This window comes from Pseudomonas parasichuanensis, assembly GCF_021601385.1.
Classification (GTDB): domain Bacteria; phylum Pseudomonadota; class Gammaproteobacteria; order Pseudomonadales; family Pseudomonadaceae; genus Aquipseudomonas; species Aquipseudomonas parasichuanensis.
Map to the genome: position 1 here is coordinate 226,343 of NZ_BQHO01000001.1, position 18,337 is coordinate 244,679.

22 protein-coding genes and 2 tRNA genes are annotated in these 18,337 nt (G+C 62.6%); 10 read left to right on the forward strand and 14 right to left on the reverse strand.

Annotated features, from left to right (window positions below):
- Nucleotides 1–52: 52 nt before the first annotated feature.
- The 3 genes from L6D77_RS01120 to L6D77_RS01130 all read right to left on the reverse strand — a co-directional run bounded on the left by L6D77_RS01120 (nt 53) and on the right by L6D77_RS01130 (nt 2,683).
- Nucleotides 53–1,882, reverse strand: a complete 1,830-nt coding sequence (locus tag L6D77_RS01120; RefSeq protein WP_232879825.1) for an SLC13 family permease — start codon at nt 1,880–1,882, stop codon at nt 53–55.
- 167 nt (nt 1,883–2,049) lie between these two features.
- Nucleotides 2,050–2,430 carry a glycine zipper domain-containing protein gene (locus L6D77_RS01125; RefSeq protein WP_110995555.1) on the reverse strand — a complete coding sequence of 127 codons (381 nt, stop codon included), beginning with the start codon at nt 2,428–2,430 and terminating at the stop codon, nt 2,050–2,052.
- Between the two features lie 73 nt (nt 2,431–2,503).
- Entirely contained in the window at nt 2,504–2,683 is a 180-nt protein-coding gene (locus L6D77_RS01130; RefSeq protein WP_232879824.1) for a hypothetical protein, read from the reverse strand.
- A gap of 247 nt (nt 2,684–2,930) precedes the next feature.
- Between L6D77_RS01130 and L6D77_RS01135 the strand changes: the two genes are divergently transcribed.
- Nucleotides 2,931–3,281, forward strand: a complete 351-nt coding sequence (locus tag L6D77_RS01135) for a hypothetical protein (RefSeq protein WP_153787143.1) — start codon at nt 2,931–2,933, stop codon at nt 3,279–3,281.
- Between the two features lie 8 nt (nt 3,282–3,289).
- Here L6D77_RS01135 and L6D77_RS01140 read toward each other — a convergent pair whose 3' ends face one another.
- Nucleotides 3,290–4,363: a helix-turn-helix domain-containing protein gene (locus L6D77_RS01140; RefSeq protein ID WP_232879823.1), complete on the reverse strand. Its 1,074-nt coding sequence runs from the start codon at nt 4,361–4,363 to the stop codon at nt 3,290–3,292.
- A gap of 136 nt (nt 4,364–4,499) precedes the next feature.
- Between L6D77_RS01140 and L6D77_RS01145 the strand changes: the two genes are divergently transcribed.
- Nucleotides 4,500–5,321 (forward strand): class I SAM-dependent methyltransferase, encoded by an 822-nt coding sequence (locus L6D77_RS01145; protein WP_232879822.1) that lies wholly within the window; start codon nt 4,500–4,502, stop codon nt 5,319–5,321.
- Nucleotides 5,322–5,324: 3 nt separating this feature from the next.
- On the opposite strand, the gene L6D77_RS01150 is transcribed toward L6D77_RS01145, so the two are convergent.
- The 4 genes from L6D77_RS01150 to L6D77_RS01165 all read right to left on the reverse strand — a co-directional run bounded on the left by L6D77_RS01150 (nt 5,325) and on the right by L6D77_RS01165 (nt 8,482).
- Nucleotides 5,325–6,092, reverse strand: a complete 768-nt coding sequence (locus tag L6D77_RS01150; protein ID WP_232879821.1) for an SDR family oxidoreductase — start codon at nt 6,090–6,092, stop codon at nt 5,325–5,327.
- A gap of 33 nt (nt 6,093–6,125) precedes the next feature.
- On the reverse strand, nt 6,126–7,196 hold the full coding sequence (locus tag L6D77_RS01155; protein WP_232879820.1) for a phosphotransferase family protein: 1,071 nt from the start codon (nt 7,194–7,196) through the stop codon (nt 6,126–6,128).
- 200 nt (nt 7,197–7,396) lie between these two features.
- Nucleotides 7,397–7,714 carry an SCP2 sterol-binding domain-containing protein gene (locus tag L6D77_RS01160; protein ID WP_232879819.1) on the reverse strand — a complete coding sequence of 106 codons (318 nt, stop codon included), beginning with the start codon at nt 7,712–7,714 and terminating at the stop codon, nt 7,397–7,399.
- Between the two features lie 54 nt (nt 7,715–7,768).
- The gene (locus L6D77_RS01165; protein ID WP_232879818.1) at nt 7,769–8,482 is read right to left on the reverse strand and encodes a histidine phosphatase family protein; all 714 of its coding nucleotides are present in this window, start codon (nt 8,480–8,482) and stop codon (nt 7,769–7,771) included.
- 198 nt (nt 8,483–8,680) lie between these two features.
- Between L6D77_RS01165 and sohB the strand changes: the two genes are divergently transcribed.
- From sohB to L6D77_RS01185, 4 genes are all read left to right on the forward strand, one after another.
- Nucleotides 8,681–9,697: a protease SohB gene (gene sohB / locus L6D77_RS01170; RefSeq protein WP_232879817.1), complete on the forward strand. Its 1,017-nt coding sequence runs from the start codon at nt 8,681–8,683 to the stop codon at nt 9,695–9,697.
- A 145-nt stretch (nt 9,698–9,842) separates the two neighbouring features.
- A tRNA-Cys gene (locus L6D77_RS01175) sits at nt 9,843–9,916 on the forward strand.
- A gap of 398 nt (nt 9,917–10,314) precedes the next feature.
- The gene (locus L6D77_RS01180) at nt 10,315–10,671 is read left to right on the forward strand and encodes a VOC family protein (protein WP_232879816.1); all 357 of its coding nucleotides are present in this window, start codon (nt 10,315–10,317) and stop codon (nt 10,669–10,671) included.
- Nucleotides 10,672–11,046: 375 nt separating this feature from the next.
- Complete coding sequence (locus L6D77_RS01185) at nt 11,047–11,235, forward strand: hypothetical protein (RefSeq protein ID WP_232879815.1); 189 nt, start codon at nt 11,047–11,049, stop codon at nt 11,233–11,235.
- Between the two features lie 30 nt (nt 11,236–11,265).
- Here L6D77_RS01185 and L6D77_RS01190 read toward each other — a convergent pair whose 3' ends face one another.
- The 3 genes from L6D77_RS01190 to L6D77_RS01200 form a co-directional block, all read right to left on the reverse strand.
- Nucleotides 11,266–11,679: a DoxX family protein gene (locus L6D77_RS01190; RefSeq protein WP_232879814.1), complete on the reverse strand. Its 414-nt coding sequence runs from the start codon at nt 11,677–11,679 to the stop codon at nt 11,266–11,268.
- A gap of 105 nt (nt 11,680–11,784) precedes the next feature.
- Nucleotides 11,785–11,869: transfer RNA gene (locus L6D77_RS01195), tRNA-Leu, on the reverse strand.
- Between the two features lie 93 nt (nt 11,870–11,962).
- Entirely contained in the window at nt 11,963–12,175 is a 213-nt protein-coding gene (locus tag L6D77_RS01200) for a hypothetical protein (RefSeq protein ID WP_232879813.1), read from the reverse strand.
- Between the two features lie 148 nt (nt 12,176–12,323).
- On the opposite strand from L6D77_RS01200, the gene L6D77_RS01205 reads away from it, so the two are divergent.
- The 4 genes from L6D77_RS01205 (at nt 12,324) to L6D77_RS01220 (ending at nt 15,643) form a co-directional block, all read left to right on the forward strand.
- Nucleotides 12,324–12,587 (forward strand): hypothetical protein, encoded by a 264-nt coding sequence (locus tag L6D77_RS01205; RefSeq protein WP_373870554.1) that lies wholly within the window; start codon nt 12,324–12,326, stop codon nt 12,585–12,587.
- Between the two features lie 62 nt (nt 12,588–12,649).
- Nucleotides 12,650–13,807, forward strand: coding sequence for a two-component system sensor histidine kinase NtrB (locus L6D77_RS01210; RefSeq protein ID WP_232879811.1), 1,158 nt, complete (start codon nt 12,650–12,652; stop codon nt 13,805–13,807).
- Between the two features lie 6 nt (nt 13,808–13,813).
- Nucleotides 13,814–15,259, forward strand: a complete 1,446-nt coding sequence (locus L6D77_RS01215) for an ATPase domain-containing protein (RefSeq protein WP_232879810.1) — start codon at nt 13,814–13,816, stop codon at nt 15,257–15,259.
- Nucleotides 15,260–15,271: 12 nt separating this feature from the next.
- Nucleotides 15,272–15,643: a response regulator gene (locus L6D77_RS01220; RefSeq protein WP_232879809.1), complete on the forward strand. Its 372-nt coding sequence runs from the start codon at nt 15,272–15,274 to the stop codon at nt 15,641–15,643.
- Between the two features lie 71 nt (nt 15,644–15,714).
- Here L6D77_RS01220 and csrA read toward each other — a convergent pair whose 3' ends face one another.
- From csrA to modC, 3 genes are all read right to left on the reverse strand, one after another.
- A complete protein-coding gene (csrA, locus tag L6D77_RS01225) occupies nt 15,715–15,918 on the reverse strand; it encodes a carbon storage regulator CsrA (protein ID WP_232879808.1) in 204 nt (67 codons plus the stop codon).
- A 251-nt stretch (nt 15,919–16,169) separates the two neighbouring features.
- On the reverse strand, nt 16,170–17,189 hold the full coding sequence (locus tag L6D77_RS01230; protein WP_232879807.1) for a DNA topoisomerase IB: 1,020 nt from the start codon (nt 17,187–17,189) through the stop codon (nt 16,170–16,172).
- A 56-nt stretch (nt 17,190–17,245) separates the two neighbouring features.
- Entirely contained in the window at nt 17,246–18,337 is a 1,092-nt protein-coding gene (gene modC / locus L6D77_RS01235) for a molybdenum ABC transporter ATP-binding protein (protein WP_232879806.1), read from the reverse strand.

The following is an 18,337-nucleotide window of genomic DNA, read 5'->3' on the forward strand; positions in this document are numbered from 1 at the left end:
AAGTCGCCAATTGATGTCAATTCGTCGGGAATTTCCTGAATATCGCGTCAGATTACAAACCGAACACCCAGGGCACCATCAACACGGTCACCAGCATCACCAGCAAGGTGAACGGCACCCCGACCTTGACGAAATCGGCAAAGCGATACTGCCCCGGGCCCAGCACCAGCGTGTTGACGGGCGACGACACCGGTGTCATGAACGCGGCCGAAGCGGCCAGCGCGACCGTCATGGCGAACGGGTAGGGCGACATGCCCAGCTGCTGCGCAGTGCTGATGGCCACCGGCGCCATCAGCACCGCTGTAGCGGTATTGGAGATGAACAGGCCGATGACGGCGGTGACGGCGAACAGGCAGGCGAGGATCGCGCTTGGCCCGGCATCGCCAAGCAGGTTTACCAGGGCGCCCACCGCCAGGTCGATGCCGCCGGTCTTCTGCAGCGCCAGGGCGAACGGCAGCATGCCGACGATCAGCACCAGGCTCTGCCAGTGGATGGCGCGGTAGGCACTGTTCATGTCGATGCAGCGCCCCGCGCCCATCAGCAGGCAGCCGATCAGCGCGGCGAGCACGTTGGGCACCAGGCCACTGACCATCAACCCGACCATCACCGCCAGGCTCAGCAAGGCATAAGGTGCCCGGGCACTTGCGGGGGCCACCTGGTCGATCTCGGCCGGCAGGCTCAGCACCAGGAAGTCGCGGGGCTTGGCTTGCAGCTGGCGCACGGCTTTCCACGGGCCGACTACCAGCAAGGTGTCGCCCAGGCGCAGCTTTTCTTCGACCAACTGCTCCTCGATGGCCAGCTGGTCGCGCCGCAGCCCCACCACGTTGAGGTCGTAGCGGGTACGGAACGCAAGCTCCAGGATGCTCTTGCCGATCAGTTGCGAGCCTGGCGGCAGCGACACTTCCGCCATCCCCAGTTCCTGGGACTGGTCGATGAAGTAGGCCGCCTTGAAGTGCAGCGGCTCCAGCTGCATGGTCTGGCACAGGCTGCGCAGGTCGTCGCGGTTGGCGAACAGGTCGAGCAGCAGGATGTCGCCCTGCCCCAACACGGTGCCCGAGTCGGCGGCGATCACCCGGGTGGTGAACTTGTGCTGGCGTTCGATGCCGACTACGTTGGCGCCATGCCGGGTGCGCAGTTCCAGTTCGCCCAGGGTATGGCCGATCAACGGCGAGTGCGGGCGGATGCGCAGGCGGCGTTCACGGCCGTTGAGCTTGTAGTCCAGCACCAGGTCGAGCAGGGTGCGGCGGGTTTCCACCCGGCCGTCCTTGCGCACTTCGCCATTGAGCCAGTGGCGGGTCAGCAGCATGTAGCCGATGCCCAGTACCAGTACCACCAGGCCGAACGGGGTGAAGCTGAAAAAGCCGAAGCCGCTTAGGCCGTGGCGCATCAGTTCGCTGTGCACGACCACGTTGGGTGGCGTGGCCACCAGGCTGAGCATGCCGCTGATCAGCCCGGCGAAGCTCAGCGGCATCATCAGCCGGCTGGGTGCGAGCTTCAGGCGCGCGGCAATGCTCAGCACCACCGGGATGAAGATCGCCACCACCCCGGTGGAGCTCATCACCGAGCCCAGGCCGGCGACTGCCACCATCAGCAGGGCCAGCAGGCGCGCCTCGCTGTTGCCGGCGCGCTCGCTCATCCATTCGCCGATGCGGTAGGCGATGCCGGTGCGCACCAAGCCTTCGCCGATGACGAACAGTGCAGCGATCAGTACCACGTTGGGGTCACTGAAACCGGCCAGGGCCTGGTCCACGGTAAGGATGCCGGTGAGCGGCAGGATGAGGATCACCAACAGGGCCACCACGTCCATGCGTGGGCGGTTGATGATGAACAATACGACGACGACGGCCAGCAGGCCGAGGACCCAGAGCAACTCTTGGTTCATGGGGAGGGGGTGTTCCTTCACACAAAGGCGCGAAAAGCGATGGCCTTAGTGTGGCAGCTTGACGCGAATGCGTCGTTGACGTGCTGCAATGTTTTGCCGGGCGAAACGATCGCGGGCGGTGCGGCCATACAACAATCCTGCACCGCCCGCGAGGGTGTCAGCGCCTATCAGTGACGGTGCTTGTGCTTGCGGTTGCTGTCACCCATGTGGTTGCCGATGGCGCCGCCGGCTGCGCCGCCCAGGCCAGCGCCGATGGTCGAACCGTTGGAGCCGCCGAGCTTGCCGCCGATCAGCGAGCCGCCCGCCGAACCCAGGCCGCCACCAATGGCCGCCTCGGTGCGGTTGCCCTTGCGTGCGCCGACGGCGCTGCCGGCCGCGCCGCCCAGGCCTGCGCCGATGGCGGCGCCGGTGCTGCCGCCGATCTGTTTACCGACCACGTTACCCAAGGCGCCGCCCAGGCCGCCGCCGATGGCCGCGGTACCGTCACCGGCGAAGGCGCCCTGGCAGAGCAGCAGGCCTAGGGCGAGGGAAGGCAGAGTCAGACGCATGTTGTGAACCTCAGAGGAATCATCAGGGTGGGGTGCCGCCTTGCGGGCGGCGAATCAAGGTTGGGAAGACGCTTCAGCGCTGGTAGCGGTCACGGTACTGGCGATCGTCGTCGTCGCGATCATGGCGGTGGTGATGGCGGTGGCCGCGATCCCCGTCGCGCCAGCCATCATCATCGTCGTGGTAGTGGTGGCTGTAGCAGCCGCCAAGCAGCAGCACGGCGGTGATCAGCGAAAGGCTTGCAAGGCGAGTCATCACGATATAGGTCCTTGATCGGTAAAGGTTTACCGGGTAATCGCTGAGACCCTGGCCGATCGATTTGGTTTCTTTACCCCGCAAAATATTGGTGCCCTGGCGATAAGCGGTGTGCCAGGCCAAGGCAGTGGGCGAAACGTCGTGTAGAGGGCTGTCAGCAGGCCAGTACCTGAATGGGGCAGGGACAGGCGCCGAACCCTGGTGTGCCGTGCTAGAGTCGCGTTCTTTTTTGTCCCGAGGATGGAACATGCGAGCGATTCTGCCGATGACTGTGGCGCTGCTGCTGGTGGGCTGTGCGTCGTCGACCATGGAGGCCGCGCGTAACGGCGCACCGACCGCGCGCCTGGACTCGCACAAGACCCCGGATGTGGTCGCCCAGTGCATCCAGTTCAGCTGGCAGGAAGAGAAGACCTTTGGCGTTGATGCCAGCGGCTACCTCGAAGCGCGCAAGGCAGGTGGTTTCACCGTGTATACCCGTGAGGCGGAGTCGTTCGTCGATGTGTATGCCCAGGCCGGCGGCACGCGGGTGGATTACTACGCCCAGCACAACGACGGCATGGCTCTGCAGCGCCGGGCGGCAGCGGCGACCTGCCTGTAGGGCTGCGCTCAGCGCAGCCGCGCCTCCAGCCCGGCAATATGCGCCTGCAGCCGCTCATGCTCCTCGCGCTCGGCGCTGATGTCCTCGAACACGCTGATCAGGTGCTCTGGCTGGCCATCGGCATGCCGCTGCAGCGAAGTGCGCGCGCGCACCCAGATGAAGCGGCCGTCCTTGTGCCGCACGCGTTTTTCCACTTCATAGCGCTCGATTTCGCCGGCCAGCATGCGTCCTAGCAGCACGAGGTTGTCCGGGAGGTCGTCGGGGTGGGTCAACTGCTGGAAAGTCATGGCATACAGTTCGCCCTCGCTGTAGCCCAGCATTTCGCAGAGGCCGCCATTGACCCGTTGCCACGTGCCGTCCGGGTCGATATAGGCCAATGCTCCCCAGGCCAGTTCGAAGATCGCGCGAAAGCGTTCCTCGCTCTGACGCAGCTCTTCCTCGGCGACCTTGCGCTCGGTGTTGTCCATGCTGATGCCGACCATCTTCACCGGGCGCCCGACGCTGTCCTGCAGCACCGTAGCGCGCGAGGCGATCCAGCGCTGGCTGCCGTCTGGGCGGGTGATTCGAAAATCGCACTCGCAGCCAGTACCTTGCGCGACCGCCTGGGCATACATGCCCTGCATGTGGCGGGCGTCATCGGTGTGGATATGCGCCCAGAAATCCTCGTTGCGCCGTACTGGCCAGCCATACACCGCCTCGACGTTGGGCGAGTAGGTGACCTCGTCGCTGACCAGGTTCCACTCCCAGGTGACGATGCGCGCGCCTTCCTGGGCCAGCTTCATGCGCAGTTCGCTCTCCATGATCTCGGCGGTGTAGCGGCGGCGCACGTCGGTCATCGGCAGCTCGACCACTTCGGCCTGCTGCACGCTGTGCAGGGCCTCCTCGCCGTAACGCAGCCAGATCCAGTTGACCTTGAGGAAGTCCGCCAGCTTGCGCAGGTTGTCGTAGTCGATCTCGCCGCCGCGCGTCCATTTGTGCACCGCCGTGCGCGATATCCCCAGGGCCGTGCCCACTGCTTGCAGGGTCAGCTTGTGGTGTTCGAGCAGTTCCTTGAGGCGAAAGGCGAAGCTGTTTTCCGTCATGGGTGCTGGATCCTTGGGCGAAGGGCCGAAGGCGGCAGTATACCTGAGCTGTAAACCTCAAGTTGACGGGTGTTGCCGTGATGGCCGAGGGGCGGTTAACGTGGCGCCTGACTCCATCAGGACAGGGATGTACCGCATGAGCCGATCACTGGAACTCAATCGCGCCAGCTGGGATGAGCGCGCGCCGTTGCACGCGGCCTCGAAGGATTATGAGGTCGAGACATTCGTCCGCAACCCCGGGCACCTGTCCGAGGTCGTGCGTTTCGACCAGCCACGGCTAGGCGACCTTGGCGGGTTGCGCGCGGTGCACCTGCAATGCCATATCGGTACCGATACCCTGTCGCTGGCCCGACTTGGCGCCGATATCTGTGGCCTGGATTTCTCGGCGGCATCGCTGGCGCAGGCGCGCCAGCTGGCCGAGCGCTGTGGCGCCAACATCGGGTATGTGCAGGCGGACGTTTACCGTGCCGAACAGGTGCTGCCGGCAGGCAGTTTCGACCTGGTCTACACCGGCATCGGCGCCTTGTGCTGGCTACCCGATATCGAGCGCTGGGCGCGCACGGTGGCGGCCTTGCTCAAGCCGGGTGGGCGCCTGTTTTTGCGCGATGGCCACCCGATGCTGATGGCGGTCAACGAAGACCATCAGGACCGGCTGCAACTGGATTACCCGTATTTCGAGCGTGAAGCGCCCACGGTGTGGCACAGCGACCAGACCTACGTCGACACCGACCAGGCGCTGGCCCATACCGAGACTCACGAGTGGAACCATGGGCTGGGTGAGGTGATCAGTGCGCTGCTGGGCAATGGCCTGCGCCTGACCGCCCTTGAGGAGCACCAGAGCATCCCCTGGGAGGCGTTACCGGGGCAGATGGCGAAAGGCGCCGACGGTGAGTGGCGCCTGATCGAAGCGCCCTGGCGCCTGCCGCTGAGCTATACGCTGCAGGCGCTCAAGGGCTGAGCCTCAGGACAGGTAACCGCCATCGACATTGAGTGCGGTGCCGGTGGTGTAGCTGGACGCGCTGCTCGCCAGGTACAGCACGGCGCCGGCCATTTCGCTCGGGTCGGCCACGCGCTTGAGCGGGATATGTTGCAGGGCGGCGTTGAGGATGCTGTCGTTCTTCACCAGCGCCGAGGCGAACTTGGTGTCGGTCAGGCCCGGCAGCAGGGCGTTGCAGCGGATACCGAACGGTGCGCACTCCTTGGCGAACACCTTGGTCATGTTGATCACCGCTGCCTTGGTCACCGAGTAGATGCCCTGGAACAGGCCGGGCGACACGCCGTTGATCGAGGCCACGTTGATGATGCTGCCGCCGCCGTTTTCGCGCATCAGCTTGCCGGCCTCCACCGACATGAAGAAGTAGCCGCGGATGTTCACGTCGACGGTCTTCTGGAAGGCGCCCAGGTCGGTATCCAGCACGTTGCAGAACTGTGGGTTGGTGGCGGCGTTGTTGACCAGGATGTCGAGGCGGCCGAATTGCTCGCGGATGCCGGCGAACACCTGCTGGATCTGGTCCATCTCGCCAATGTGGCAGGCCACCGCGGTGGCCTTGCCGCCGGCGGCGATAATCGCCTCGGCCACTTGCTGGCAGCCGTCGAGCTTGCGGCTGGAGACGATCACATGGGCGCCCTGCTGGGCCAGCAGGTGGGCGATGGCTTCACCGATGCCGCGGCTGGCGCCGGAGACGAAGGCGATCTTGCCGTCGAGGTCGAACAGCTGGGTCTTGGACATGCTTGTATTCCTTGTTGTCTGTCGCTGCCGGGTTTACAGGCGGGATTTGTCGATCAGTTGCAGGCTCATCTGCTCCAGCAGGCGGTTCATGTGGATGAACTGGGCGAAGCGTTTGTCCTGGGTCTGGCCGTGGAAGAAGCGGTAGTAGATCTGCTGCACGATGCCGGCCAGGCGGAACAGGCCGTAGCAGTAATAGAAGTCGAAATTGTCGAGGGTGATGCCGGCGCGCTCGGCATAGTAGTCGACGAACTGTTGGCGGGTCAGCATGCCCGGTGCATTGCTGGGCTGGCGACGCATCAGTTGCACCGGTGCCGGGTCACTGGCCTCGATCCAGTAGGCCAGGCTGTTGCCCAGGTCCATCAGTGGGTCGCCAATGGTGGCCATTTCCCAGTCCAGCACGCCGATGATGCGCATCGGGTTGTTGCTGTCGAGGATGACGTTGTCGAAGCGGTAGTCGTTGTGCACGATGCCTGGGCGCTGGTGGTCGGCCGGCATTTTTTCGCGCAGCCAGGCAATTACCTGTTCCCAGCGTGGTGCGTCGGGCGTCAGGGCCTTCTCATAGCGGCTGGCCCAGCCTTCGATCTGGCGTTGTACATAGCCTTCCGGCTTGCCCAGGTCGGCCAGCCCGCAGGCGTTGTAATCCACCTGGTGCAGTTCGACCAATCGGTCGATGAAGCTCTTGCACAGGGCTTCGGTGCGGGCAGGGTCAAGGTTCAGCTCGGCCGGGATGTCCGAGCGCAGGATGATGCCGTTGACCCGCTCCATCACATAGAACTCACCGCCGATCAGCGATTCGTCGGTGCAGTGCACGTAGGCTTTGGGGCAGTAGGGGAAGCCTTCGTTGAGCCGGTTGAGGATGCGGAACTCGCGGCCCATGTCATGGGCCGATTTGGCCTTGTGCCCGAACGGCGGGCGGCGCAGCACAAACTCGCGCTGCGGGTAGGCCAGCAGGTAGGTGAGGTTGGAGGCACCACCGGGAAACTGGCTGATGGTCGGCACGCCTTCAAGGCCGGGAATGTGATCCTTCAGATAGGGGTCGATGACGGCGGCATCGAGTTCTTCGCCGGGGCGGACCTGGGTGGACTGATCGGTGATCGTCGTCATGCGATTTCCTTATGATCGATAGCAAGGACTATTGGCTAATCTAATTTCCCATGGCTGTTGGTACAAGCGTGCCAGGCGCTTATTGGTCGGGGTGTTGCCGGGCGATCAATGGCCTTGATGCTGGACAGGCCTGTGGGCGGGCGAAAAAAAACCGAAGCGCAAAACGCTTCGGTTTTTTCATTGGCGATTCGCAGCGCCAATCAGGCCGGGAACAGCTCGCTGAGCTTCATCGACAGCATCATGTCGCCTTCGACGCGCAGCTTGCCGCCCATGAAGGCCTGCATGCCATCGGTGTCACCGCTGACGATGCCCTTGAGGGTCTCGCTGTCCAGCACCAGGGTGCAGTTGGCGTCGGCGTTCTCGCCTTCCTGGATGTCGCAGGTGCCATCTTTGACAATCAGCGCGTACTGCTTGTCTTCGTCGGTGATGTTGAAGCCGAACACCAGGTCCAGGCCGGCGGCAGCGGCGGGGTTGAATTTCGCTTTCATTGCCTCGACGGCTTTTGCTACATCGCTCATGGTGTTTTCCTTATTAAGTGATATTCAAGTCCGCAGGGACAAAACAGGCCGGGTTCATCGGTAAGTGATGAGCTCCGGCGCCCTCAGCAGCTGCACGTGGGCTTGGCTGTTGAAGGAGGCCAGTACCACGTCGCGGCCACGGAACTTCAGGTGGCTGAGCGACGTGTTGATGATCTGCCAGTTCAGGGTGAACGCCTGTGCCGGCGTGATGGCGCAAATCAGGTGGAGCAGGGCGGCAATGGTGCCACCCGAGGTGAACAGGGCGATGTTTGCACCACTGGCAGCGCTATCGAGCAGCCGCTGCAGGCCGCCACCCACCCGGTCAGTGAAGGCCGACCAGGTTTCCAGATTGTCGTCGTGGGCATGCTCGCCCGCGTGCCAGCGCTGTACCATCAAGGCGAACAGGCGCTGGAACTCACTGCGGTTCTGGGCACCGTTGCGCAGTATTTGCCGCGCTTCGGGCTCATCGACCAGCAGGGCGGGGAGCAGGGCGCGGATCACCCCGTCGGCATCGAACTCGTTGAAGGCCGGGTCGGTCTCGATGGCAGGGGCCTGGCTGCCGTTGGCGTGCAAGGCTTGCAGTGCCAGGCGGGCGGTATCCTGTTGGCGGCGCAGGCTGCCAGCGATGCAACGATCCAGGTGCAGCCCGAGTTGGGCGAGGTGTTCGCCCAACGCCAGGCTCTGACGCTCGCCTACGGGCGAGAGCACGTCGTAGTCGGCGGCACCGAAAGAGGCTTGGCCATGTCGGATCAGGTAGAGGTTGCCCACGAAGTTGTCCGGCCCGGTTGGAGGTTGCAGCGAGGTTAGGATGCCCTGCCAAGGCTGTCAACGAAAAAACATACAAGCGTTTGAAAAGGTCGTTTGAACTGTGTTGCCGACGTTGTCGACGGCTGGCAGCAGCCCAGGCAGCCCGGTATGCTGCAAGCATTTCGCGCCTGCTTGGCGCTGGTCTATCAAGGAGTCAACGTGGAGTTTCTTGCCGAATACGCAAGCTTTCTCGCCAAAACCGCAACGCTGGTGATCGCCATCCTCATGGTGCTATCGGCCATCGCCGGTCTGCGCGGCAAGGGGCGGCGCAAGCCGGGTGGGCAATTGCAGGTCACCCGCCTCAACGAATTCTATAAAGAGCTGCGTGAGCGTCTGGAGTCGGGGCTGCTCGACAAGGGCGAGCTCAAGGCGCTGCGCAAGCAGCAGGCGAAGGCCGAGAAGCAGCAGAAGAAAAAGCCCGAGCAGAAACGCCGGGTGTTCGTCCTCGACTTTGATGGCGACATCAAGGCCTCGGCCACCGAAAGCCTGCGCAACGAGATCACTGCGCTGTTGACCCTGGCTACACCACGGGACGAAGTGGTGCTGCGCCTGGAAAGCGGGGGCGGCCTGGTACACAGCTACGGCCTGGCTGCTTCGCAGCTCGCGCGCATTCGTGAAGCCGGCATTCCTCTGACCATCTGCATCGACAAAGTCGCCGCCAGTGGCGGCTACATGATGGCCTGCATCGGCGAGAAGATCGTCAGTGCACCGTTCGCCGTGCTCGGCTCGATCGGCGTGGTGGCGCAATTGCCCAACATCAATCGCCTGCTGAAAAAGCACGATATTGATTTCGAGGTGCTCACGGCGGGTGAATACAAGCGCACCCTGACGGTATTCGGCGAAAACACCGAAAAGGGCCGGGAGAAATTCCAGGAAGACCTCGACATCACTCATCAGCTGTTCAAGGACTTCGTTGCCCGCTACCGCCCGCAATTGCACATCGATGAGGTGGCGACCGGCGAAGTCTGGCTGGGCATTGCCGCCCTCAACCGCCAGCTGGTCGATGAGCTTGGTACCAGTGACGAGTACCTGAGCCGCAGCGCCCGAGAGGCCAATGTATTCCACTTGCGCTTTGCCGAGCGCAAGAGCCTGCAGGAGCGCATCGGCGTGGCTGCCAGCGGCGCGATGGAGAACACCCTGGTAGGGCTGTGGAGCAAACTTGGGCGTCTTCGCTAACACCTTGAACCCCTTGAAGATTTTTTTCTTGAAGGGGGTTGCAAGGTCAATCGATTGCCGACATAATGGCCTCCATCGAAACGCAGCTGAACTTGAAAAAGCCCAGCGGTTTCAAGGAGATAGCGAAAGCTGACTCCGACTTTGAGGCCGAGTAGCAAAGTGGTTATGCTCCGGATTGCAAATCCGTCTACGCCGGTTCGATTCCGACCTCGGCCTCCATATTCGAAAGCCCCGCAGATTAACGTCTGCGGGGTTTTTCTTTGTGGGCGGAATAAATAGGAAGACTTCAAGATACTTTTTGGCCTACCGAACAGGGAATGTGGTAATGGGCAAAAGACTGGAAAAGTTTAGAACCTGGTTTACGCCCCGTCGGCGGCTCTGGACGGGAATAGGCATGTACGCGCTGTTGATCGTCGTGCCAATTATCAGCCCGGGAACCAGCTTGAGCTTCCTGGTGGGGCCGGCGTGCATTATCTTTATAAGTAGTTTCATGTATCGGCCGACTAGAAAGCGCTGAGGCGCGGCCGAGTAGTTTCTGGTGACCCTCCTGTGGCGATCAGGTCCGAAGTGCGGCCCCTTGTTGTGATAGATTCCCGCCATCAACAAGGAGGTGATGTATGGCAACCAGGAGCAATGACCGTCAGATCGACAATATCGAATTCAATGTCGGCGACATTGGCCGCAGCAAGGCGTTCTACGGATCGGTTTTCAACTGGCAGTTCGTGGACTATGGCCCGACTTATACCGAGTTTACCGATGGCCGATTGACGGGCGGTTTCACCACCGGTGAGCCGGTAAGGCCGGGTGGCCCGCTGGTGATTCTGTATGCGGATGATCTGGCCGAGATCCAGCGCCGACTTGAGGCTGCAGGTGCGGTGATCAGCAGGGCAGTGTTCGCCTTCCCGGGCGGCAAGAGGTTCCACTTCATCGACCCGGATGGTTATGAGCTCGCGGTCTGGACTGCCGTGGGTTGAGGCGCCGGGCCAAATCAGCGAGCAAAAGAAAACCCGCCAAGTAGGCGGGTTGAACAGAACGTATCGAAGCAATGCCAGTCTGCCGTCAGAGATGTCAGAATTTCGTGAAGGCCAGGCAGGTTCGCTTTGAGTAACCGTTACTGAATTTGTCATCAATCATGCGTCTTTTCACTGCATTGAGCATTGGCCGGCTCGGGATGCGGGTGGCTCACGAGGTCTAGGCAAAAAAAGCCCGCCATAGGGCGGGCTGGAACGTGCTTGAAGGGAGAGCCTTTAGCCTGCGCCTGGTCGGTTAAGTCAGGGTTAACTGCCTGCCGCATTGACCGCTGGCGCCGGAGGGCCTATACAGGCGGCCTGTAGTGTGTGGAGTGTGTGATGTACGAAGAAGACGATTTGCCAGAGCCCGAGCACGACCATCTGCTTGACCACGAATTTCACGAAAGCTTCGACCCTGAGGCAGATGCCCAGGGGGCGCTGGATGAGGTCGAGGAAGACGAAGAGCTGCAGGATGATTTCGATGACGAGGAAGATCACCCGGCCTGGCACGATGACTGCGACGATTGACGCCGCAGCCTTGGTGTATTGATCCGGTGGTCAGTGGCGGTCGAGCGAAAAACGCCCGGGGCCGCTGACGGCCAGTGCCAGTAGCCCGCCAACGATGCTCAGGTTTTTCAGGAACTGTGTCATGTTGGCGCTGCGTTCGGGGTCGACCATGTTCCAGAACGGGTGGCCGAGCAGCGCGGTGCCCAGCACGAACAGAGCAAACAGCAGCGCCAGCGGCCGGGTATAGAAGCCGAGGATCAGCAGAATCGCCACCAGGAACTCCATGATCACCGCCACCGCAGCGGCCAGCATCGGGGCTGGTGCGCCGAGGGAGGTCATGTAGCCGACCGTGCCGTCGAAGCCGGTCAGCTTGCCCCAGCCCGCGAGTACGAACAGGATCATCAGGAAGATTCGGGCAAGCAGCAGAATGAGGTCGCGTTGGCCTTCGAGCAGTGCATAGCGCATGGCGGCGCTCCGATGGACGGTGACACTTTCCACTCTAGCAGCTGCCAGGCGCAATTCCGCTGAGCATGAAAAAGGCGCCGCGAGGGCGCCTTCATCGAGAACAGATGGTGCGAGTGGCGGGACTCGAACCCGCAAGGCTCACGCCGACAGATTTTAAGTCTGCTGTGTATACCAATTCCACCACACTCGCACAGTTAACCGCCGCGCCTCATTAATAGAAGGCCTTGGCAATCAAGCGCGCTTTATAACCCATTGTTATAGAAGCGTCAACCGGCCTGCAGGTTCAGGGCGTGATGGTGTGGGCAATATCGCGGAGCTCACAGGCTGAATCGCGTAAGTCCTCGACATGATTGTCCATGGTCCGAGCATCGGCCTTATGGATTGAATGACGTAGAAACAGGGCATGGCCATCCAGTGCCTGGCACAGCGTGTCGAGTTCGGCAGCAGTGTGCAGCAGGTCATCCTGAAGATGTTGCAGGCGTTGATTCGAGGCCATGTGGTGCGTCCTTGCAGGTAAGCGAGGCGCCACTATAGGTCAATTGACAGGAGGCTGTCATTGCGCCACCTTTGCGCCATTGGATCCAATAGAGTAAGCCTTGATGCCCCCGTTTCCCTCAGGCCAGCCCAGCGCAGCAGGGCATGTCGTGCGCCCGAAGCTGTTTTGGCGCGTGTTGTTGTTGCTGGTTTGCCTGCTGGCAGCGTTCCTGATCGTTGGCCTGATGGGGCTGGGAAGCTATCTTGTGGTGCTTGGGCTGGATGAATTGCGTACAGCGTCGCAACGGCTCATGGCCTTGGGCGGTGGTGCGCTGATCCTGCTGGTCGGCCTGTGGCTGCTCAAAGTGGCTATGCCACGCAGGCTGGTGCCGACGATGCATGAGCCGGAAGTTGACGGTCGTCGCATAGGGTAGGGTGCTTGCAGGACTTTTGACTACGCTCAATATGTCCTTATCGCGGTGCTTGGGGAGTTCGCATGCCAGCAACGGACCGGCCCGCCCAGTCAGTTATGCCCGAAGCGCGCTATGAACAACTGGTTCAGGCGGTGGTGGACTATGCCATCTACATGCTCGACCCCGGTGGCCATGTGGTGTCGTGGAACGCTGGCGCCCAACGGATCAAGGGCTATCGCGCCGACGAGGTGATAGGCAAGCATTTCTCCCTGTTCTTCACGGCCGAGGATTGTGCCGAGGGCCGCCCCGAACGGCTGTTGCGCCAGGCTCTGGAGCAGGGGGTGGCGCAGGACGAAGCGTGGCGTGTACGCAAGGATGGCACGCGATTCTGGGCCTTGGCCGCGCTGGATGTCATTCGTGACGAGCAGGGCCAGATCATTGGCCTGGCCAAGGTCACGCGCGATATCACCGACCGCCGGGATTCCGCGCTGCAGTTGGACGCCATGCGCGCGCAACTGTTCCAGGCACAGAAACTCGAGGCCCTCGGCCAACTGACCGGCGGGTTGGCCCATGACTTCAACAACCTGCTGACCATCATCCTCAGCTCCGCCCGCCTGGCCATCAACAGTCCAGACCCCGCCCGCACCCGGCGTATGCTGGAGCACATTCTCGATGCCGGGCAGCGGGGCACGCATTTGACCCAGCAACTACTCAGCTTTGCCCGCCATCGGCAGCTGAGCGTCGCACGCATTGCACCGGCCGAAGTGGCCGGGTCCATTCGTGCGTTGGCCGAACACGCGTTGCCCCGTGATATCGAACTTGTCGAGCAGATTCAGTTGCAGCTGCCAGCGATCGAAGTGGATGCCGGGCAGTTGCAGATGGTGCTGCTGAACATGATGTTCAATGCCCGGGATGCGATCGGCACGGCGGGGCGCATTGACCTGGTGGTCGACAGCGTGGAGCTGGCCGGTGAAGTGGAGGGCTTGCAGGGACGCTACGTGCGTTTCGACGTGCGGGATGATGGCCAGGGTATCGATCCGCAGGTGCTGCCACGTATCTTCGAGCCGTTTTTCACCACCAAACCGTTCGGCAAAGGTACCGGTCTGGGGCTTAGCCAGGCCTATGGGTTCGCCAGGCAGAGCAATGGTGTCATTCGCGTCGCCAGCCGGCTCGGCGAGGGGACTTGCATGAGCCTGTACCTGCCAGCGTGCCCCGACGATCAACCACAGACGGGTGAGTAGAGGATCATGGTTGAACACCTCAAGCGATTGGCCACCGGTATAGAAGGCCTCGATGCCTTGCTCAAGGGCGGGTTGGTGGTCGGGGCGTCCTATATCGTCCAGGGGCATCCGGGCTCGGGCAAGACCATCCTGGCCAACCAGCTGGCTTGCAACCATGTTCGCGAAGGCGGGCGGGTGCTGGTAGCCACATTGCTCAGTGAATCCCACGAGCGGTTGTTCCAGTACCTGTCGACCCTGACCTTTTTCGATCAGACGCTGGTGGGCGACAGCATTCAGTTCGTCAGCGCCTTCGACACACTTGAGCAGGATGGCCTCGACGCTGTGGTGCGGCTGTTGCGCCAGGAGATTGCCCGGCAGCAGGCAAGCCTGCTGATCGTCGATGGCCTGCTCAATGCCCGCTCACGGGCGGAAACCAGCCTCGACACCAAGAAGTTCGTTTCCGAATTGCAGGGGCATGCCGCTTTTGCCGGATGCACCGTTCTACTGCTGACCAGCGCACGCCTGGAAGAAGGCAGCCCCGAGCACACCATGGTCGATGGCGTCATCGAGCTGGGCGAGCACCTGGTTGGCAGCACGGCGGTGCGTCATGTCCAGCTGCGCAAGACCCGTGGCAGCGCGGCGCTGTCGGGGCGCCATGAGTGCCTGATCAGCGAGGAAGGGTTGAAGGTCTTCCCGCGGCTCGAATCACTGTACAGCCACCCCAGCCAGCCTGGTGCGCAAGCGCTGAGCCGCGCCACTACTGGCGTGAACGATCTGGATGGCATGCTCGGCGGCGGTTTGGCCGAAGGCTCCGTGAGCCTGCTGATGGGGCCGTCCGGGGTCGGCAAGAGTGCCTTGGGCATCGCCTTTATAGCGGCGTCCGATGAACGCGCGCCCGGGCTGCACTTCGGGTTCTACGAGACGCCCGCACGCCTGCGTCTCAAGGCTCAAGCACTAGGCTTCGACATCGCCAGGCATGAGCGCGACGGGGTCGTGCAATTGAGTTGGCAACCCACCACTGAGGGGTTGCTGGATGAGGTAGGCGCACGTTTGCTTGAGCAGGTGCAGGCGCTGGGTGCCAAGCGCGTGGTGATCGACAGCCTCGGTGCGTTCGGACGCCTGGCGCTGGAGCCTGGGCGCTTGAACGCGTTCTTCCGTGCCCTGACCGGTGAGCTGCGCGCACGTGAGGTGACCGTCCTGCTCACGTGGGAGATGCGTGATATTTTCGGCGCCGAGATCACCGCCCCGGCGCCGGACCTATCGAGTATTGTCGATAATCTCGTGCTGATGCGCTTCGCCGAACTCGATGCCAAGCTGCACCGCGTGCTGTCGATCGTCAAGGTGCGCGACAGCGACCACGACCCAAGGCTGCAGGCGCTGCACCTGGGGCCGCAGGGGATCACCCTGGGGCGGGTTTTCGATGGCGCAAGTGGCGTGCTCAGCGGCACAGCAGTCCCGCAGGGAGATCGCTGATGGGATGACGCCATGAACACCATCCTGATCGTCGATGACGAGTACCTGATTGCCGATATCCTCGGTTTTGCTTTGGAGGATGAGGGGTATCAGGTGGAAAAGGCCAGCAACGGGCGCAAGGCCCTGGAGGCCTTGAAAGGGGGGCGCGAAGGTGGGCATGTGCAACTGGTGATCACCGATTACATGATGCCGGTGATGAGTGGTGTGGAACTCGTGCGGGCTATTCGCACTGAGCTGGAGCTGCCGCACCTGCCTGTCATTCTCATGAGCGGTGCGCAGGCCGACAAAAAGCTGATCCGCCCCGAGCTGTTCGCCGCGGTGTTCGACAAGCCATTCGACATGGACAGAATGATCGCCAAGGTGCGCGAACTGCTGGGCACCTGAGGTTCAGGGTGGGCGCCCCGCGTGGGCGGGCAATCGATCAGACGCGTCCGTGCGGCTTGATGCGGGTGTTATCAGTTGTCGTTGCTGTGGTCGCCTTTCTCCGGGGCAGGGCTGCCTGCCTGGATTCGCTTGTAAATCTCTTCACGGTGCACCTGGACATCCTTTGGCGCATCGATGCCGATCCTCACTTGCATCCCCTTAACGCCCAGAATGGTGACTTTGATGTCGTCGTTGATGACGATGCTTTCGCCGACCTTACGGGTGAGTATCAGCATGTAGTTCTCCTTGGTGATGTAAAAACCGCCGGGCCATTTACCACAACGGTGGGAGCTTTGTCCCTCTTCCTTTCCATTAAAGACGCTTTCGGCGGATAGTAATTCCTCCGTCAGACAATTTATGCCTGTCTCTAGTTGCAGGTGCTGGTGGACATATGAGGGTGTCCGTCAGCGAAGGTGCTCGGTGGCAAGGATAGGGTGGTTGGCGTCATATGGGAAATTTCCTTGTTTGATAAGTGAAATAGCCGAGCTCAATGATCGTTTGCGCCCAGTGCCTGGAGAAAAACCAGCAGCGCTGCTTCCTCGGGCTCCAAACCCTTGCGTTTGCGCGCTCGCGGCAGCTGTGCCAGGCGCCCGAGCTGGAAATGCTCGAGCAACGCAGGGTGGATATAGCAGCGGCGGCAAACGGCCGGCGTATTGCCCAGGCGGTTGGCAACCTGGCGCACGGTTGCCGCCACCTGGCGCCGGGCTTCGCTGTCGGGTTCCCAGGCCAGTGGCTTTAGCAGGCTCAGGGCCAGGCTGCTGCCGGCCCAGGTGCGGTAGTCCTTGGCGGTGAAGTCGGCGCCGGTCAACTGCTGAAGAAACTGGTTCACCTCGGTCGAGCCGATGCTGTGGCGTTGCCCATCGTCGTCGAGGTATTGGAACAGCGCCTGGCCGGGCAGTTCCATGCAGCGCTTGAGCAGTGCTGCCAGGCGTCGGTCATGCAGGGTGACATCGTGTTCGACACCGCGCTTGCCGCGGAACTGAAAGCGAATGGTACTGCCCCGAACCTTTACGTGACGGCAGTTCAGTGTGGTCAGCCCGTAGGAGCGATTGTCGCGCAGGTACTGCCGGTTGCCGATGCGAATGAGCGTCGCGTCGAGCAGGCTGATCACCAGCGCCATCACTTTTTCCCGGTCCATCCCGCGGCGTGCCAGGTGTTCGTCCAAGCGCTTGCGCAAGGCGGGCAGTGCTTCGGCGAAGGCCAGCAGGCGCCCGTACTTGTACTGGTCCCGCTGCTCGCGCCATTGCAGATGGTAGCGGTACTGTTTTCGCCCCCGGGCATCGCGGCCGGTGGCCTGTAAGTGGCCCAGCGGGTCAGTGCAGATCCACACCTCGGTATAGGCTGGCGGGATCACCAGCGCGGCGATGCGCGCCAGAGTCGCGGCATCGCGCACCTGCTGGCCCGAGGCGTCGAAGTAGATGAAACGCTCGCCACGCTTGCGCCGGCTCAGCCCGGGGTGGCTATCGTCGACGTAGTGCAGGGCGGCGGGTAGCGGGCAGTCGGGCATCGGTGCAGTCCATCGAGCGGTCATGCAGCAATGGACAACCGCCATTGCGGCGTTGCTCAACCGAGTAGCGCCACCGACTTGATCTGCGCCCACAGATGCTGGCCCGGCTGCACGCCGAGCTGCTCTGCCGAGTAGCGGGTGATGCGCGCCAGCAGAGGGCTGCCGCTGGCGTCCAGGCTGACCATCACATGGGCCGGGTTGTCTGCCGCGCGGCACTCGCGCACCCGCACCGGCAGGCGGTTGAGAATGCTCGAGGCGCCGTCGGCACTCAGTGCCAGGCTCACATCGCGGGCCTGTACCTTCAGTCGCAGGGTGCTGCCTACATGCAAGGCCGGATGGGCGATGCGCAGCAAGGGGCCTTCGCCGCCGGGCAGGCGCAGGTCAAACAACTCATAGTGCGGGTCGTGGCCGACCACCACGCCTTCGAGCACCACGCCGGCATCCTCGCCCTGGGCCAGTGACAGGTCCAGGCGCGCCAGGGTCTGGCCGATCGGGCCACTGGCCAGGGCCTTGCCCTGCTCCAGCAGCACCAGATGGTCGGCCAGGCGCGCGACTTCGTCCTGGGCATGGCTGACGTAGATAAGCGGGATATCCAGCTCGTCATGCAGGCGTTCCAGATAGGGCAGGATCTCACGCTTGCGCGCACTGTCCAGCGCCGCCAGCGGCTCGTCCATCAGCAACAGGCGCGGGCTGCTGAGCAGTGCCCGGGCGATGCCGACACGTTGTGCCTCGCCGCCCGACAAGGTTGCCGGCTTGCGTTCGAGCAGGTGGCCGATGCCCAGCAGCTGGCACGCCTGGTCCAGTTTGATCTTGCGCTCGGCGGGGGCGATGCGGCGCCAGCCGAATTCCAGGTTGCCGCGCACCGAGAGGTGCGGGAACAGGCTGGCTTCCTGGAACACATAACCCACCGGGCGTTGGTGAGGGGCTATGAAATACCCACGCGCGCTGTCTTCCCAGACCTCGCCGTTGACCTCGATGTAGGCGCTGGCGGCACGCTCCAGGCCCGCCAGGCAACGCAGGCACGAGGTCTTGCCCGAGCCGGAATGGCCAAACAGCGCGCTGATGCCGCGCCCGGGCAGGCGCAAGTCGACATCCAGGGTGAAATCGTCGCGCGCCAGTGTGAGGCGCGCCTGAATCGAAGCACTCAT

Bases quoted from the DNA above. Each gene is read 5' to 3' on its own strand.
- L6D77_RS01120 (WP_232879825.1), bottom strand. From the start codon at position 1,882: ATGAACCAAGAGTTGCTCTGGGTCCTCGGCCTGCTGGCCGTCGTCGTC.
- L6D77_RS01125 (WP_110995555.1), bottom strand. From the start codon at position 2,430: ATGCGTCTGACTCTGCCTTCCCTCGCCCTAGGCCTGCTGCTCTGCCAG.
- L6D77_RS01130 (WP_232879824.1), bottom strand. From the start codon at position 2,683: ATGACTCGCCTTGCAAGCCTTTCGCTGATCACCGCCGTGCTGCTGCTT.
- L6D77_RS01135 (WP_153787143.1), top strand. From the start codon at position 2,931: ATGCGAGCGATTCTGCCGATGACTGTGGCGCTGCTGCTGGTGGGCTGT.
- L6D77_RS01140 (WP_232879823.1), bottom strand. From the start codon at position 4,363: ATGACGGAAAACAGCTTCGCCTTTCGCCTCAAGGAACTGCTCGAACAC.
- L6D77_RS01145 (WP_232879822.1), top strand. From the start codon at position 4,500: ATGAGCCGATCACTGGAACTCAATCGCGCCAGCTGGGATGAGCGCGCG.
- L6D77_RS01150 (WP_232879821.1), bottom strand. From the start codon at position 6,092: ATGTCCAAGACCCAGCTGTTCGACCTCGACGGCAAGATCGCCTTCGTC.
- L6D77_RS01155 (WP_232879820.1), bottom strand. From the start codon at position 7,196: ATGACGACGATCACCGATCAGTCCACCCAGGTCCGCCCCGGCGAAGAA.
- L6D77_RS01160 (WP_232879819.1), bottom strand. From the start codon at position 7,714: ATGAGCGATGTAGCAAAAGCCGTCGAGGCAATGAAAGCGAAATTCAAC.
- L6D77_RS01180 (WP_232879816.1), top strand. From the start codon at position 10,315: ATGGCAACCAGGAGCAATGACCGTCAGATCGACAATATCGAATTCAAT.
- L6D77_RS01185 (WP_232879815.1), top strand. From the start codon at position 11,047: ATGTACGAAGAAGACGATTTGCCAGAGCCCGAGCACGACCATCTGCTT.
- L6D77_RS01190 (WP_232879814.1), bottom strand. From the start codon at position 11,679: ATGCGCTATGCACTGCTCGAAGGCCAACGCGACCTCATTCTGCTGCTT.
- L6D77_RS01200 (WP_232879813.1), bottom strand. From the start codon at position 12,175: ATGGCCTCGAATCAACGCCTGCAACATCTTCAGGATGACCTGCTGCAC.
- L6D77_RS01210 (WP_232879811.1), top strand. From the start codon at position 12,650: ATGCCAGCAACGGACCGGCCCGCCCAGTCAGTTATGCCCGAAGCGCGC.
- L6D77_RS01215 (WP_232879810.1), top strand. From the start codon at position 13,814: ATGGTTGAACACCTCAAGCGATTGGCCACCGGTATAGAAGGCCTCGAT.
- L6D77_RS01220 (WP_232879809.1), top strand. From the start codon at position 15,272: ATGAACACCATCCTGATCGTCGATGACGAGTACCTGATTGCCGATATC.
- csrA (WP_232879808.1), bottom strand. From the start codon at position 15,918: ATGCTGATACTCACCCGTAAGGTCGGCGAAAGCATCGTCATCAACGAC.
- L6D77_RS01230 (WP_232879807.1), bottom strand. From the start codon at position 17,189: ATGCCCGACTGCCCGCTACCCGCCGCCCTGCACTACGTCGACGATAGC.
- modC (WP_232879806.1), bottom strand. From the start codon at position 18,337: ATGAGTGCTTCGATTCAGGCGCGCCTCACACTGGCGCGCGACGATTTC.